The sequence below is a fragment of the Paraburkholderia sp. J8-2 genome (genome assembly GCF_905220195.1).
In the GTDB taxonomy this organism is placed as follows: domain Bacteria; phylum Pseudomonadota; class Gammaproteobacteria; order Burkholderiales; family Burkholderiaceae; genus Paraburkholderia.
This window is the reverse complement of record NZ_CAJMZA010000003.1, coordinates 231289-244037: the sequence shown is the minus strand read 5'-3', so window position 1 is coordinate 244037 and position 12749 is coordinate 231289. Positions and strand designations below refer to the sequence as shown.

The following is a 12749-nucleotide window of genomic DNA, read 5'->3' as shown; positions in this document are numbered from 1 at the left end:
TGGTCTGCTCAGGCTACGGGGTGGCGGTGGAAGGCGGAATAGCGGCCGCTCACGTGGTGTTCGAGCTGGCGCTCGATGTCGGCAAGCAGGCTCGACGCGCCGAAGCGGAACAGCTCCGGCTCGAGCCAGGGCCGCCCCAGCTCTTCCTTCATGAGGATCTGGTACGCAAGCGCGGTTTTGGCGTTCGAGACGCCGCCCGCGGGCTTGAAGCCCACCAGCGCGCCGGTGCGCTCGCGGTATTCGCGGATCATGCGCACCATGACGAGCGAAACGTCGAGCGTGGCATTGGTGCCTTCCTTGCCCGTAGACGTCTTGATGAAGTCCGCGCCCGCCATCATGCAGACCATCGAAGCGCGGGCAATGTTCGACAGCACGCGAATGTCGCCGGTGGCGAGAATCGCCTTCAGGTGCGCGTCGCCGCACGCCGCGCGGAATTCGCGCACTTCGTCGTAAAGCGCGCGCCAGTTGCCGGTTAGCACGTACTCGCGCGTCACGACGATGTCGATTTCCTCGGCGCCGTCCTTAACGGAGGCCTCGATTTCCTTGAGCTTGAGCGCGTGCGGATTGAGGCCGGCAGGAAAGCCGGTGGACACCGCCGCAACGGGTATGCCGCTGCCCGCCAGCGCGTCCACGGCCGCCGCGACGAAGCGGTGGTACACGCACACCGCGCCCGTGGTGATGGCCTCGGGCGCGAAGCCGAGCGCGGCCAGCAGGTCGGCGCGCACGGGGTGGCGCGCCTTCGTGCATAGGCGCCGCACACGGCCCTCGGTGTCGTCGCCGTTGAGCGTGGTGAGATCGATGCAGGTGATGGCCTTCAGGAGCCACGCGGCCTGCGCGTCCTTCTTGACCGCGCGGCGCGTGCCGAGCGTGGCCGTGCGCCGCTCGACGGCGGACTGGTTGACGCGCAAGGCGTCGAGCCACGCCGCGTCGAACGCCACGCCGGCGTTGCGCGCGCCATGCGCAGCGTGCTGGGCGGGCGCGCCGCGCAGCACGACGAGCGAGTTCGTTGAGGCTTCTGACATAGGCTGGGAGGCGAATTTGTGCAATGCACATCAAACCGTGGTGGTTTATTCGCACTCATCCTATACCGATGAAACGATCGTGACAATACTCGTTACAATCCTATCTATCGCACTCGGGACGTGAGAACGCCGGCGCGCGCGTTCAACTTTCTTGCGAGGCCGGCGTTTGCGCGTACCCGCGCGCCAGGTTCAGAACTGCAATCGATAACGCACGAAATCGTCGGCTTGCGCGAATTCGTCGTAGAGCTTGCGCGCGGGATTGTCCTCGCGCGTGTGCCAGTAAAGGCGCGACCATGCGCGCGAGCGCGCCAGTGCGATGAGGTCTTCGATGAGCCGCCTGCCTATGCCCTGGCCGCGGCAGCCGGGATCGACGAACAGGTCTTCCAGATAGCAGATGGGCGCGTCCACCCATGTGCCTTCGTGCAGCACGCAGAGGCTGAATCCCGCCAGCTTTCCCTCGACTTCAGCCACGCGCGCGAACAGCGGCGCGTTCGCATCGAGCATGCGCTGCCATGTTCGCTCGCTGATGTGCGGCGCGACGCGCGTTGCGTAGAACGCGTTGTAGCCGGCCCAAAGGTGGAACCACGCGTCGCGGTCGGCGGGCGCGACGTCGCGGATCAGGATCGCCGCAGACATTCAGGATGCCGCCGGTTCTCTCAGGCTGGCGAGCGAGGCGCGTTGCTGGCCGTGCGCGTCGAAGTTCTCTTTCGAGAGCCACTTCTCGAACGCGGCTTTCACGAGCGGCCAGTCCTGGTCGATGATGGCGAACCACGCGGTGTCGCGGTTGCGGCCCTTGTACACGATCGCCTGGCGGAAAATGCCCTCGAACTGGAAGCCAAGACGCAGCGCCGTCTTGCGCGAAGGCGCGTTCAGGCTGTCGCATTTCCATTCGTAGCGCCGGTAGCCGAGGTCGTCGAACACGTAGCGCATCAGCAGGTACTGCGCCTCGGTCGAAACCGGCGTTTGCTTCAGGCGCGGCGAAAACGTCACGCTGCCCACTTCGATCACGCCATGCACCGGCTCGATGCGCATGAGCGCGAACGTGCCCACGGCCTTGCCGCTCGCGCGGTCGATCACGGCGTAATGGAACGGGTCGCTCGACGCGGCCGCTTTCGCGAGGTACTCGCGAAACGCCGCGAAGTCGGTGAACGGCTCGGCGAACAAATAGGTCCAGTCGCGCCCGTCGGCCGCCGTGCCGTACGCTTCGAACAGATCGGCGGCATGCCGGTCGAGGTCGATGGGCTCGATACGGCAAAACCGACCCTCGATCGTCACCCGCGCGGGCCGCTCGCGCGGCTGCCAGCCGGTTACCGGGTCGCCAATGGGCTGCTGGAATTCGTTCAGTCTTGCTGACATGCGTGACAAGCTCCTCTTGCGCGAGACAGATAGGGTATCCGCACAAAGGTAACGTAGCCGTGGCTCCGTGAAAAGGTCCACGGTTTATGGCTGCGGTGGAGCCACAACCGGACTTGAACTCCACCGGTTCTCGCGGCGTCGCGGCGGGCGTGTCCTGATAGATGCATGCGCGCGCAACGATTCGCGAGTTTTCGCTTTGATCGATCGTATCAGCGCAAGGCACGCGCGGGCTCGATCCTCAACGCCGCCCGCCCGCCAGCCTCACCGCATCGGGATGACGGCGCAAGCGCAGCATCGCGACGCAACCAAGCGCCGGCCCCACGGCCAGCATGCCGAAGCCGCCCCGCCATCCGAGCCACGCCACCGCGTAAGGCACGAGATGAATGCTCACCAGCGTGAGCAAAAAGCCCGCGCAGGTTTGCGCGGTCAGCAGCGTGCCGACCGAGTCCGGATCGGCCAGTTCGGCCACGCTCGCCGAAAACTGCGCGGAATCGGCGATCACCGAGACGCCCCACACGAGCGCGACGGCCCCCATTACGGCAAGCGGCGCGTTGGCCAGCCAGCCCATGAGCGCCGCGCACATTGCGCTCGTCGCCATGGCGCCCACCGTGACGGCCGTGCGCCCCACGCGATCCGCCAGCACGCCGCCTAGCCACGCGCCTGCCGCGCCGATCGCGATCACGCTGAAGGTCATCCATTCCGCGCGCGTGCGGGCGTTGGCCATGCCACGTGCGATAAAGGTTTGCTGAAGAAACAGCGCGAGCCACGCCCACATCGCGTAAAGCTCCCACATGTGGCCGAGATAGCCGAGATTGGCGAGCCGCAAGGCGGGCTTGCGCCACGCCTGCGTGACCTTCGCGAAGTCGATACGCGTGGCGCGCCGGATATTCGGCCCGATGCCCGCAAAGCCGATCAGCACTGCGGCGCAAGCCGCGCAAGCGGCGGCGACGCCATAGATCGTGCGCCAGTCGAGCCCGCCCGTCGCGGCCAGCAAATGCGGGCTCGCCGAGCCGAGCGTGAGCGCGCCGACGAGGAGGCCAACGAGCAGGCCAAGATCGCCCTTCGCCCAGGTGGCCGCGAGCCGCATGCCGACCGGATACACGCCCGCCATGCACATGCCGGTGACGAAGCGCAGCGCAACGACCGCGCCGCCAACCGGCGGCAGGAACGCGAGCGAGGCGGTAGCGACGGCCGCCACGAGCGCGGAGCCCGCGAGCAGCCTGCGTAGGTCGTAGCGGTCGGGCAGCGAAAGCAGCGCCGAAGTGATGGTCCCGGCCACGAAGCCGCACTGCACGGCGCTCGTGAGCAGCGCCTCATCGAACGCGGCAATGGCGTGTGCCTGCTTGATGAGGGCCACCACCGTGCTCGACGAAAACCACACGCCCATCGCCGCCACTTGCGCAAGCAGCAGCAACGCCAGCGATGCGGCCTTGCCGCGTTGCGCCGCGCCTTGCCCAGGCGACCCCGTTTCGTCAGGAGAACGGGAACCGCCAGCCCCTTGAGAAGGCGTGCGCGCCACGCTCAGACCGCCGCCGCTGCGTGCGCCTGCGCAAGCACGCGATGAAACGCGCGGCCGAACCAGATCAGCCCGTCACGCCCGCCCACCATGCGTGCCGCCTTGATCTCGCAGAAAAACACCGTGTGCGTGCCGACTTCGGTCGTGCGCGTAATGTGGCAATCGAATGAACTCACCGCGCCGCGCAGCGCAGGCGCCCCCGTTTCGAGCCGATACCAGTCGGCGAGCGCGAAACGCTCGTCCATGTCGATGTCTTTCGTGGCGAAGCGCGTGGCCACCTCGCGCTGGTCGGCCGCCAGCACGTTCACGCAAAGCCGGCCGTTCTCGCGCAGGATCGCGTTGTTGCGGCTCGTGCGGTTGATGCAGACGAGCAGCGTGGGCGGCTCGTCCGTCACGCCGCATACGGCGGACGCCGTGCACCCGGCGCGCCCGGCGTCGCCATCGGTCGTGACGATGTTCACGGCGGCCCCAAGACCTGCCATGGCGTCGCGAAAGAGGGATTTGTCTACCATGTTCTTGCCCGCTTGCCGCGGTCTCCTCGTAGCGGGAATTCAGTGTCCGATGCTCATGCGTCGTTGGCGTGCGCGCCGCGATACCGCGCCGCCGCATGCGAGGCCGGCAGGCGCGCGCCGCCGGAGAGCTTTTCGCGCAGGGTGCCCTCACGATACGCGCTCTTGTACGCGCCGCGCGTTTGCAGTTCCGGCACCAGCAGTTCGACCACGTCGTCGAAGCACTCCGGCACCACCGTGCGCGAAAGATTGAAGCCATCCACGCCGGCCGTTTCGCTCCACTCGATCAGCGTATCCGCAATGCGCTGCGCCGAGCCCACCCACGGCGCCTGGCGGCTGCCGAGCACCATTTGCTCGAGCAGCTTGCGGCGCGTCCATTGCGGCCCGGCGCTGCGCGTCATGGCTTCGACGTTCGAAACAATCGCCTGGCTCTGGCCTGTTTCGATCGGCTCGTCGAGATCGTAGCGCGCGAAGTCGATGCCAAGCGAAGCCGCCGCGTGTGCGAGCGCCGCTTCGGAGCTCACGTAGCGCCGGTAGTCTTCGAACTTCTCGCGCGCTTCGTTATCCGTGCGTCCGACGATCAGCGTGGCGCCACGAAAGACCTTCACGTCGTCGGCCGCGCGTCCGAGTTGCACCGCCTGGCGCCGAATGTCTCCGACGATCTCCTTCACGCCGTCCATCTTCTGACCATTGATGAACACGCACTCGGCGTGCGTCGCCGCAAAGCGCCTTCCGCGCGTGGACGATCCCGCCTGGTACAGCACGGGCGTGCGCTGCGGCGACGGTGCGCACAGGTGCATTGCATCCACCTTGTACTGCGGCCCGCGATGATGAATCATGCGCACGCGCGCCGGGTCGGCGTAAATACCGCCCGCGCGGTCGTTGATCACCGCATTGTCGTCCCAGCTGCCCTCCCAGAGCTTGTACACGAGCGACATGTATTCGTCGGCCAGATCGTAACGGTCGTCGTGGGCGTTCTGCCCGTCCATGCCGATCGCGCGCGCGGCGCTGTCGAGATAGCCTGTGACGATGTTCCAGCCGATGCGCCCGCCCGTGAGATGGTCGAGCGTGGACATGCGCCGCGCAAACAGAAACGGCTGCTCATAGGTGAGATTGGCCGTCACGCCAAAGCCCAGATGCTGTGTAACCGCGGCCATGGCGGGAATGACGAGCGTAGGGTCGTTCACCGGCACCTGCACCGCGCCGCGCAGCGCGGCATCCGCGTTGCCGCCGTAGACGTCGTACACGCCCACGACATCCGCGAAAAAAATGCCGTCGAACAGGCCCCGTTCGAGCTTCTTCGCGTAGTCGGTCCAGTACTGCAGCTCCGTATAGCGGCTCGACTGGTCGCGCGGATGCGTCCACAAGCCTTGCTGAATGTGGCCCACGCAGTTCATGTCGAAAGCGTTCAGACGGATTTCACGCGGCATGTCGGCTCCTTTTCGGCGCACTCGATGCCATCTACTATAGTAGACGAACGGATACTAATGAAACCGGGATTTGATCCGGGTTAACTCGGATGCCGTTCGATCTGCTAAACAGCGCGCAGCGACTGGCCCCGTATAATCGACTCGCTCGCGCCCCAACGCCAACCTTCCAGGTATGAACCGACCGCTCACCGATCCCACCTCCGCCATTTCCACGCGCGTGCGTATCGAGCGCGAATCGCGCGGCTGGTCGCTCGCGGACATGGCCGAGCGCTCGGGTGTTTCCAAGGCCATGATCAGCAAGATCGAGCGCGGCGAAGCGAGTCCCACGGCGACCGTGCTCGGCCGGCTTTCGGGCGCCTTTGGCCTGCAGCTTTCCATGCTCCTCGCGCTCGCCGAGCAAACTGGCGAGCGCTTGAGCCGCGCCGCCGATCAGCAGCTCTGGCAAGACCCCGAAACCGGCTATACGCGCCGCGCCGTCTCGCCGCGCAACGGCGGCATGCTCGAACTCGTGGAAATCGCGTTGCCGGGCGGGGTTCGTGTTGCGTATCCAGCGTCGGCGTTTGCGTTCCAGCATCAGCAGATCTGGGTGCGCAGCGGCACGCTGGTATTCGAGGAAGGCGAGCAGGTTCATACGCTCGAAGCCGGCGACTGCCTCCAGCTCGGGCCGCCTGCCGCGTGCGCGTTCTTCAATCCGGGCAAGGGCCCGTGCGTCTACGTCGTGGCGCTCGTGCGCCGCTGAATGCGAGCACGCGTTGGCGCGGCCGCTGTCTTTCATCGTTGAATCGGCTATGGCACAGGGGTTTCACGCACGTGGCGCGTGCGCACCCAATGCGAGTAGCCGAATGTGAGCATTTGCTTATATTCTGAAGTCCTCAGGCGGTAACGGCACAGGGCCGCCGCCACACCATGAGAGACCGACGATGAATGACGTGATTCAAGCCATGAAGCTCAATCACCTGAGCTTCCCCTCCTCCGATACCGCCGCAACGGCGGCCTTCTTCGAACGCCACCTGGGATTCACGATAGCGGGAGCGTGGGACCGGTCGTTTATCCTCAAGCGCCCCGGCTACGACGTGGTGATCGACCACGCAAGCGGCGACGCGCCGGCGTGGCCCGAGAACTTCCACGTGGGCTTCGAGCTGCCGAGCCTCGACGCCGTGCGCGACCTGTATGAGCGCTTCACGGCGGAGGGCGTCCACATGGAAACCGGCATCTTCAACAATGGCCGCGGGTCACGCTTTTTCTGCCGCGCGCCGGGCGGCGTGATGTTCGAAATGAACACTCGCGCGGACGCCGCTCCCGAATATCGCGGTACGTTTGACAACTGACGGGTGTGATTGCCAATCAGGATCGGGCCGTTTTTTAATATTTAGTCATGCTATGCAGTTACGCGCCGTTTCTGCATTAGCCAAAGGAGAATTCCATGAACACATTGACCTCGCCTCAACTCGCGCCGTTGCTGGATCGCCTGTTCGACGAAGCCGATGCCATTTCCCCGGCGTCCATTTCCGCAGTGGCCGCACTCTCACCCGAGGAACGCACACGGCTGATGCACAGCAAGACGGACTATCTCGACTTCTACGGCCGCCTGAAGGACGTTGCCCTTCCCGTTTCGCGAGAAACGGGCGTGTTGCTCTACATGCTGGCGCGCGGCGGTCGTGCGCGGACCATCGTCGAATTCGGTACGTCGTTTGGCATTTCCACGCTGCACCTCGCGGCGGCGCTGCGGGACAACGGCGGCGGCCGGTTGATTACGTGTGAATTCGAGCCGTCCAAGATCGCGCGAGCCCGCGAAAATCTCATGAGCGGCGCACTATTCGATCTCGTGGAAATTCGCGAAGGCGATGCCTTGCAGACGCTGAGTGTGGACCTGCCCGATTCGATCGAGCTTCTGCTGCTCGATGGCGCGAAGGCGCTTTACGGCGACGTGCTGAGCCTCGTTGAGTCGCGCCTTGCGCAGGGCGCGTTCGTCGTCGCGGACAATGCCGCTTACAGCCCCGACTATCTCGCGCGCGTGCGTGCACCCGGGAATGGGTATCTCTCGATTCCGTTCGGCGGGGATGTGGAGGTTTCGATGCGGGTGGGTGTTGGCAAACCCTCGTGAAAAAACACCCCAAAGGTTGGATCAATGTCCAACTTTTGGGGTGCGATTCACAAGCGGAGCGCTTCTTTAACTGGGTAACGTGTCTGCTACCCCGCGCTTCCGAACCTGCGATTAGAACCGATGGTACATGCCAATGTTGGCTTGAACCTGGTTGCCGCCCGATGCGGTGTTGCCGAAGTCAGCAGCCGAAGCCTGAGCGCCCTGAGCATGAACGTAGGCACCCATTGCGTAGACCGACGTGAGCTTCGACAGCGCGTACGTCGCACCCAGCGAAACCTGGTTGATCGAAGCCATGGTGCGGCCCTCAGCGGCTTGCGCAGGCGTGGCTTGCGAACCGTAGACGTACGTGTATCCGGCAGCCAGCGACAGCGCCGGGGTTGCCTGGTACTGCAGAAGGCCGCCCAGCACGTTGAAGTGAATCGACTGTTGGCCGTCGTTGCCCTGGTACTGCGCGTTCGAGTAACGCAGGCCGGCCGTGTACGGACCAAACTGGTATTGACCGGCGATCTGAGCGATGCCCGCGCTCTTGAACGCATTGCCGCCGTAGTAACCCGAGCTCGGATAGCCCAGCGCACCACCGAAGGACGGTTGTGCCGTTGCGTTCTGCCAGCCGGCCTCACCCTGGTTTGCGGCGTGGAAGTAGCCGCCAGCGACCGTCAGACCACCCTGATCGTAGTCCGCAGCCACCGACCACGACTGACCCGAGCCCATAGCACCGGCAACGCCGCCGAACGAGTACGCGCCTTCAGCCTGGAAGCCGTGGAAAACCGGCGAGATGTACTTCACCGCGTTGTTCTGGTTCGTCGTGTTGTCGTTGTTGTCCACGTCGCCCGGGGTCGAGAACGTCGACGCCGAAATGGCGTCGCCCGTGAGGCCTTGAACCATTTCCGTCACGGCGTCGATCTGGCGACCCAAACGCACGGTACCGTACTGGTCCGAAGTGAGGCCTACGAACGCCTGGCGGTTGAACAGCGAACGCGAGGAGCCAATCGGGCCCTGGCCGCCAATGCCACCGGTGGCAATGTTGAAGCCATTTTCGAGCTTGAAGACTGCCTTGAAGCCGCCGCCGAGGTCTTCCTGACCCTGCATGCCCCACTTGTTCGAACCTGAGGCGCCGCCGTCGAGGCTGACCTTCGAGTGGCCGCCGACGTTGGAGGTGTAGCCGATACCGGCGTCGAGCATGCCGTACAGGGTGACCGACGACTGTGCCATTGCTGCCGAGGATGCTGCGAAAGCGGCAACCGCGATAACGCTTGCCTTGATGTTGGTGTTCTTCATCTGTAATTCAGTAACCAGTAGTCTCTTTTGGATTGATGTACTTTTTTGTTGCGCGCCGGAGAATACGGTACCGCCCTGCAACTCAAGAAACGAAAAAAAATGACTGTCGCGAAAACGTAACAGTAGGCGCAATGTCTTGTGGAGCGGGCGATCGACGGATTGCGCCACATTATCGACGCCGGATTGCCCCCTTCAATTATTACGAGATTTGATACAATTGGGGTCGCATTCACTTAAATGGTGCATGCGCGGGTGCCGCGCGAGCCGGTCTGAGTTGGGTGCCGCGCCAGGTGGCGGCGTGCGGCAACTGCAGTCATGGCAATCGCCGCGACCGCTTTCAGCAGCACTGAACGCTATGGATGACGCTTGACGAAACGGGCGACGGCCACGACCGTGACCATGTGGCGGCTGGAGATGATCAACGTATACCCGGGTGGCGCAGATTAGGTATTTCGCACCGCGATTTATGCGCCGTTGCGGTCGACGATCCAGTCATCTGGAAGGTCGCAAAATGGGCAGTGGAGGGGCATGCCGCGCTCGCACGCCGTAAAACGAGCGGCTGCGCCTTCACGCCGCTCGTCGCGTCTCCAGATATTGGCTCGGCGCTTCCCCCAGCACGCGACGAAAGGCGAATGAGAACGCGCCAGGACTCGCGTACCCAAGGTCCAATGCAACCCGAGTCACGGGCTCCCCTCCACTCAAACGCTCGATGGCAGAAAGCAGGCAGACCTGCTGGCGCCACTCCGCAAAACTCACGCCGGTCTCTACACGAAAAAGTCGCGTAAGCGTTCGCCGGCTCATTCCGACTTCGGCGGCCATCATGTCCAGCCCGACGGCGATCGATGGCGCGTCAAGCAGCATCCGGCACGCGCGAACGAGACGAGGATCACTCGGCAACGGCGCATGGAGTGAGAGTCGCGGCATTGACGCTATCTCCGCCACGAGCAGGCTCATCAGCTTGCCTGCACGCCCACCAACGTCGTACATGGCCGGCAAATCGATGGCCTCTTCGAGCAATTGTTTGAGAAGGGCCGAAACGCCGTAGACGCAACAATGGGCCGGCAGTTGCGCATCGCGCGCTTCTTCCAGCGACACGAAAGCGTTGAGCATGGTGACGGGCCCGCGCATCGTCATTTCGTGCGCTACACCGGCGGGCACCCAGCACGCTCGCTGCGGCGGCACGAGCCACCGGCCTTCCGGAGTCGCCACGCTGATCGTGCCGCGAGAGGCAAACGCGAACTGACCGCGTCGATGCGCATGCACGGGAAATGATGAGCCGGCCGCGTATTCGTTCGCGGTCACGACCACGCTGCGAGGAATGTCTTCGAAGGGATCGACCAAGGTATTTCGCATGGCCCGAATTCTACAGTGATTGACCCGCTTTAGAAGGCGGGCCTCGGTCATCCGACTTACGATCTGCCCATCCCATTCATTTCGGAGTCGATATGCCCAATACGTTTCATCGCGTGGGACATGGCCCTCACCCCGTCCTCGTTCTGCACGGCTGGTTCGGTGACGCTCATTCGTTCGAGCAGATTGAACCCTGGCTGTCTGGCCACGCCTTCAGTTACGTATTCATGGACTATCGCGGCTACGGAAAAATGCGGGAAGCGCGCGGAGACTACACGGTCGATGAGATCGCCTCCGATGCGCTGGCGCTTGCCGATGCGCTCGGCTTTCACACCTTCAGCCTGATGGGTCATTCAATGGGCGGCATGGCGATCGAACGGATTGCGACACGTGCTCCCGAGCGGGTCAGGGCACTGGTTGCAGTCGCGCCGGTTCCATGCGGCGGCATTGCATACGATGCGGCAACGCGGCGCCTGCTCGAAGACGCCGCCGGGTCCATCGACAATCGCAGAACCATCATCGATCGCAGCACCGGCGGACGGTTACCCTCGTCCTGGGTCGACTGGAAAGCGGCCTGGTCGGCAACGCATTCCTGCCCGCATGCGTTCGCCGCGTACTTCCGTGCGTGGGCCGATACCGACTTCAGCGACGCGATCACCGGCAGGCATCCGGTGAAGGTGCTGGTGGGCGAGCACGATCCCACCTTCAACGCCGCATTGATGGCCAAAACCTACCTCCTCCGCTATCCCCGGGCCACGGTTGAGATACTGAGGAACGCCGGCCACTATCCGATGAATGAAACACCCCTCGCGCTTGCCGCGGCCATCGAATCCTTCCTTATCGAAACGGCCGTGGCCGCGAGTCCGTCGCAAAACGGCGCCGATGCTCCTCCGGATCGCCCCGCTTGCGCGGAAAATTGATTCATGCCCGAGGGCGATCAGCCCTCCACTCGCGCCTTCACAATCTTCCCCCGCTGCAGCACATACTCGATCCGCTCGCCCTCACCGGCCACGACGCCAATGTCGTCGAGCGGATTCCCGTCGAGCACCACCACATCGGCAATGGCGCCCGCCGCTATCACGCCCAGTTCGCCCTTCATGTTCACGATCTCCGCAGCCACGCTCGTAGCCGAACGCAACGCCTCCAGATTGCCGAGCACTTCCGCGCGGATGCGGAATTCGCCAGTCTGGAACGCGTGCATCTCGCCGAGCAGGTCGGAGCCGAAGCCCATCTGCACGCCGGCCTTTGCATAGATTTCCAGCGATTCGCGCCCCTTCTGCTGCACGGAAGCCACCTTCGCCACCGAATCCGGCGGCAGTCCGAACTGCGCGCCGTGTGTGGCCAGTGCGTCGTAGGTCACGAGCGTCGGCACCACGAAAGCACCGAACTCGCGCATCACCTGCGCGGCCGCTTCGTCCACGAGATTGCCGTGCTCGATCGTGCGCACGCCGCAGCGCACCGCGCGCGCAATTGCGCGACCCGTGTACGCATGCGCCATCACATAGGTGTTCGCCGCTTGCGCCTCCGCCACGATGGCGCGAATTTCATCTTCGGAGTACTGGGTATTGTTGATGGGGTCCGTAGGCGAAGCCACGCCGCCCGACGCCATGATCTTGATCTGCGTGGCGCCCTTCTGGATCTCCTCGCGCACGGCGAGGCGCACGGCATCCACGCCATCCACCACGCGCGCAATCGCGCCCGTGCGAAAGCAGCACGAGCACGGTTCGAGCAGGTCGCCACGCGGGCGGAAATCGCCGTGACCGCCCGTTTGCGAGAGCGCCTTGCCCGAGGGGAAGATGCGCGGCCCGGGCACGAGGCCCGTTTCCACGGCCTGCATCAGGCTCCAGTCGGCGCCGCCCGCGTCGCGCACGCTGGTGAAGCCGCGCGAGAGCATGGCGTCGAGAATCGGCAGCGAGCGGATGGCCGCGAGAATATTGGGCTGTATGGCGTTCGCGCCGAGATTCGCGTTCGAGGCGAGCACGTGCACGTGACAATCGATAAAGCCCGGCATGACGGTCTTGCCGCGCACGTTGACCACGTTTGCATTCGGCAGATCGATGGGGCGATCGGTCACTTCCACGATGCGCTCGTCTTCGATCACGACGTGATGGTGTTCGAGCAGCACGCCGCGTTCGAGATCGAGTACGTTGCCGCCTTTGAGAACCGTAATGGCCATTGTCTGGA

13 protein-coding genes are annotated in these 12749 nt (G+C 64.3%); 4 read left to right on the top strand and 9 right to left on the bottom strand.

The features are described 5' to 3' along the window. Positions 1-8: 8 nt before the first annotated feature. The 6 genes from deoC to U5A52_RS09915 all read right to left on the bottom strand — a co-directional run bounded on the left by deoC (position 9) and on the right by U5A52_RS09915 (position 5833). Positions 9-1022, bottom strand: coding sequence for a deoxyribose-phosphate aldolase (deoC, locus tag U5A52_RS09940; protein ID WP_321908109.1), 1014 nt, complete (start codon positions 1020-1022; stop codon positions 9-11). A gap of 189 nt (positions 1023-1211) precedes the next feature. Then, positions 1212-1658: a GNAT family N-acetyltransferase gene (locus U5A52_RS09935; RefSeq protein ID WP_321934650.1), complete on the bottom strand. Its 447-nt coding sequence runs from the start codon at positions 1656-1658 to the stop codon at positions 1212-1214. Next, positions 1659-2378, bottom strand: a complete 720-nt coding sequence (locus tag U5A52_RS09930) for a GNAT family protein (RefSeq protein ID WP_321934649.1) — start codon at positions 2376-2378, stop codon at positions 1659-1661. It lies immediately after the preceding gene. 238 nt (positions 2379-2616) lie between these two features. Further along, positions 2617-3897 carry an MFS transporter gene (locus U5A52_RS09925; protein WP_321908111.1) on the bottom strand — a complete coding sequence of 427 codons (1281 nt, stop codon included), beginning with the start codon at positions 3895-3897 and terminating at the stop codon, positions 2617-2619. 2 nt (positions 3898-3899) lie between these two features. Next, a complete protein-coding gene (locus U5A52_RS09920; RefSeq protein ID WP_321908113.1) occupies positions 3900-4406 on the bottom strand; it encodes a flavin reductase in 507 nt (168 codons plus the stop codon). A gap of 53 nt (positions 4407-4459) precedes the next feature. Next, a complete protein-coding gene (locus tag U5A52_RS09915; RefSeq protein ID WP_321934648.1) occupies positions 4460-5833 on the bottom strand; it encodes an LLM class flavin-dependent oxidoreductase in 1374 nt (457 codons plus the stop codon). A gap of 172 nt (positions 5834-6005) precedes the next feature. On the opposite strand from U5A52_RS09915, the gene U5A52_RS09910 reads away from it, so the two are divergent. The 3 genes from U5A52_RS09910 to U5A52_RS09900 all read left to right on the top strand — a co-directional run bounded on the left by U5A52_RS09910 (position 6006) and on the right by U5A52_RS09900 (position 7937). After that, the gene (locus tag U5A52_RS09910) at positions 6006-6572 is read left to right on the top strand and encodes an XRE family transcriptional regulator (protein WP_321908116.1); all 567 of its coding nucleotides are present in this window, start codon (positions 6006-6008) and stop codon (positions 6570-6572) included. Between the two features lie 181 nt (positions 6573-6753). Then, positions 6754-7161 carry a VOC family protein gene (locus tag U5A52_RS09905; protein WP_321934647.1) on the top strand — a complete coding sequence of 136 codons (408 nt, stop codon included), beginning with the start codon at positions 6754-6756 and terminating at the stop codon, positions 7159-7161. Positions 7162-7256: 95 nt separating this feature from the next. Then, positions 7257-7937 (top strand): O-methyltransferase, encoded by a 681-nt coding sequence (locus U5A52_RS09900; protein WP_321908118.1) that lies wholly within the window; start codon positions 7257-7259, stop codon positions 7935-7937. 111 nt (positions 7938-8048) lie between these two features. Here the strand turns inward: U5A52_RS09900 and U5A52_RS09895 are convergent, their stop codons facing one another. After that, the gene (locus U5A52_RS09895; protein ID WP_321908120.1) at positions 8049-9215 is read right to left on the bottom strand and encodes a porin; all 1167 of its coding nucleotides are present in this window, start codon (positions 9213-9215) and stop codon (positions 8049-8051) included. Positions 9216-9782: 567 nt separating this feature from the next. Continuing rightward, on the bottom strand, positions 9783-10568 hold the full coding sequence (locus U5A52_RS09890) for a helix-turn-helix transcriptional regulator (protein WP_321934804.1): 786 nt from the start codon (positions 10566-10568) through the stop codon (positions 9783-9785). A 92-nt stretch (positions 10569-10660) separates the two neighbouring features. On the opposite strand from U5A52_RS09890, the gene U5A52_RS09885 reads away from it, so the two are divergent. Continuing rightward, positions 10661-11485, top strand: coding sequence for an alpha/beta hydrolase (locus U5A52_RS09885; protein WP_321934646.1), 825 nt, complete (start codon positions 10661-10663; stop codon positions 11483-11485). A gap of 17 nt (positions 11486-11502) precedes the next feature. Here the strand turns inward: U5A52_RS09885 and U5A52_RS09880 are convergent, their stop codons facing one another. Beyond that, a complete protein-coding gene (locus U5A52_RS09880) occupies positions 11503-12741 on the bottom strand; it encodes an amidohydrolase family protein (RefSeq protein WP_321934645.1) in 1239 nt (412 codons plus the stop codon). Positions 12742-12749: the final 8 nt, after the last annotated feature.

What these genes read in the sequence shown, in the direction of transcription:
- deoC (WP_321908109.1), bottom strand. Translation starts at nt 1,022, where the DNA reads ATGTCAGAAGCCTCAACGAACTCGCTCGTCGTGCTGCGCGGCGCGCCC.
- U5A52_RS09895 (WP_321908120.1), bottom strand. Translation starts at nt 9,215, where the DNA reads ATGAAGAACACCAACATCAAGGCAAGCGTTATCGCGGTTGCCGCTTTC.
- U5A52_RS09930 (WP_321934649.1), bottom strand. Translation starts at nt 2,378, where the DNA reads ATGTCAGCAAGACTGAACGAATTCCAGCAGCCCATTGGCGACCCGGTA.
- U5A52_RS09880 (WP_321934645.1), bottom strand. Translation starts at nt 12,741, where the DNA reads ATGGCCATTACGGTTCTCAAAGGCGGCAACGTACTCGATCTCGAACGC.
- U5A52_RS09935 (WP_321934650.1), bottom strand. Translation starts at nt 1,658, where the DNA reads ATGTCTGCGGCGATCCTGATCCGCGACGTCGCGCCCGCCGACCGCGAC.
- U5A52_RS09920 (WP_321908113.1), bottom strand. Translation starts at nt 4,406, where the DNA reads ATGGTAGACAAATCCCTCTTTCGCGACGCCATGGCAGGTCTTGGGGCC.
- U5A52_RS09915 (WP_321934648.1), bottom strand. Translation starts at nt 5,833, where the DNA reads ATGCCGCGTGAAATCCGTCTGAACGCTTTCGACATGAACTGCGTGGGC.
- U5A52_RS09885 (WP_321934646.1), top strand. Translation starts at nt 10,661, where the DNA reads ATGCCCAATACGTTTCATCGCGTGGGACATGGCCCTCACCCCGTCCTC.
- U5A52_RS09890 (WP_321934804.1), bottom strand. Translation starts at nt 10,568, where the DNA reads ATGCGAAATACCTTGGTCGATCCCTTCGAAGACATTCCTCGCAGCGTG.
- U5A52_RS09910 (WP_321908116.1), top strand. Translation starts at nt 6,006, where the DNA reads ATGAACCGACCGCTCACCGATCCCACCTCCGCCATTTCCACGCGCGTG.
- U5A52_RS09900 (WP_321908118.1), top strand. Translation starts at nt 7,257, where the DNA reads ATGAACACATTGACCTCGCCTCAACTCGCGCCGTTGCTGGATCGCCTG.
- U5A52_RS09905 (WP_321934647.1), top strand. Translation starts at nt 6,754, where the DNA reads ATGAATGACGTGATTCAAGCCATGAAGCTCAATCACCTGAGCTTCCCC.